Below are 1,830 nucleotides of genomic sequence, written 5' to 3' on the forward strand. Positions count from 1 at the left end.
CCCGCGGTTTGCTTTCGTCCACATCGCTTCCATGCCCTCGTCGAATCAAATCAACAGCATGGAATCACAAACGATTCATATCATTCAACTTCTTTGTGGACCGACACTAAGAGACATAGCTGCAAAGATAAAATGCGATATTCAGACCGCCGTCAAGAATGTAATCTGGCAAGACAAATTGGCTGCAAAATATAATAATGGTATTCGTAATGCCATATGGTTCGAAAACTGGGGTGTTCAATATACTATAGACTTGTACGTAGAAGAATTGTCATCACTCAATCCCACGGCCGTATGGGCACCGCCGAGTCCTTCTAATACGCTATTTACGATCGGAGGAGGGTTGACTGCATCATCCGCCGCCTCAAGAAAAATAACTATGAGCTTCTTCTATATGGTGAATGAACTCGCGCAAATGCCCCCGTGCATTCCGCCTGAATTCAAAATTAGCGATATACAATCTTTACTTATACTCGATGATCTTAAAATAAGCCATCCATTGTTAAGCTATATATTTTCAATTGGAACGGGCGCTGGCAACGCTCCAATTTCCACGACGCACCCTCTTGCGAAGTCCGCGCTTACAGACCGTGTCCGATTTACCGTCGTAACCGGAGGTCAAGTCAATCCGATATGGCGCCTTGAGCGCCTCGATATCGGCACCGGGGGCGGTCTTTTCAGAACGAGCAGAGATCGAACACACGAGCTTTCCATCACATATGGCCCCGCCGACCCGAAGACGGGCAGTCTGGTTGGAGCCGCATCTACACAGTTCCTAGCCAAACAGATAAGCTCCGCGCGCGATCGTTAACGATGTTGATCTTCGTGCCCAGAAAGGTAGACTGCCATGACTGCAAAGGTAGATAGCGCCCCTCCCCCCCGATGGTACTTCCCGTCCGACAAGAGTGGCCATCTTAAAGTATGTGAGTACAATTCACGCACAGGGAATTACGATCTCAATTGCCGGGACGTGCCGATCGCAGAAGTCGAGTCGGGCTTGAAGGCCGCCGTGACCAGGCAATTTAATATTGTTTCGAATTTCGCATAGCCATTGCGGTCGATCGCAGGCCAGCTCTTAAAGGGTCTCCCTTCCTAAAACTTCCGTGTTGGGGTCGGCGGGCCCGAAACCTACCATTCCACGGGAATGATACGGGCTGTCCCTATAGATGTCCGTCTTGTTGGGCTGAGCACTAATGGTAGACGCACTTCGCCGTATGCAACGGTCCGCGTTCCGCTCTACGGAACGTCTGCTTCTGCGTATAGCGGAAATGTTCACGTAGAGTCTGCCGTGGGTCGTGAGGCCAAATGTCAATCGGAGCGGCAGCTCTGCTCAACGTGCGCTTCTGGCCACTTCCCGACGCCGGCCATGGCGCTTCCAACCGCCGCTCACCAGCCCAAGCAGCACCCTATCACAGGTCGCAACCGTCCGCTCCCGCCCCTATTGCCAAGAGCAGCACGGCGACGAAGGCGAGGACGGTTGCGACCTGCAGCAAGATACGCGCGCGCCTGGGGTTCTGCGAGGTGCTCGCTGGAGCCGAACCGTGGATTTCCGGCCCATAGCCAAAAATATTTCTCCCCACCCTTTTCCCCTCCCGCATACTGCCATCACCGCCGGCCCACGGAACGGGCGCGAATGATCACCGGGATCGTTCGTTGGGCCAAGGGGAGAAATCCCTGGCGGGCGGTGCCGGTTTCGGCCGCTTCCGGAGCGGCGGGGACCGGGCCTTGTGACGGCCGCGCCTGCCTTCCGTTCTGCGGGGAAGGCGGCATGCCGCCGGCCTGGAGGTCGTGCTCCTCCCGGCGGCATCCCACAGCCCGTCCGGTCCTGGC

Annotated in this window: 2 protein-coding genes; one reads left to right on the forward strand and one right to left on the reverse strand. The window is 55.2% G+C overall.

The window, feature by feature from the left end:
• On the forward strand, positions 1-811 hold an 811-nt coding region (locus tag VQ045_RS21605), incomplete at its 5' end, for a hypothetical protein (RefSeq protein ID WP_331831589.1).
• Between the two features lie 794 nt (positions 812-1,605).
• Here VQ045_RS21605 and VQ045_RS21610 read toward each other — a convergent pair.
• Positions 1,606-1,830: hypothetical protein (locus tag VQ045_RS21610; protein ID WP_331831590.1), on the reverse strand; the 225-nt coding region annotated here is incomplete at its 5' end.

The sequence above is a fragment of the Aurantimonas sp. E1-2-R+4 genome, from assembly GCF_036549515.1.
GTDB classification, from domain to species: Bacteria; Pseudomonadota; Alphaproteobacteria; order Rhizobiales; family Rhizobiaceae; genus Aurantimonas; species Aurantimonas coralicida_A.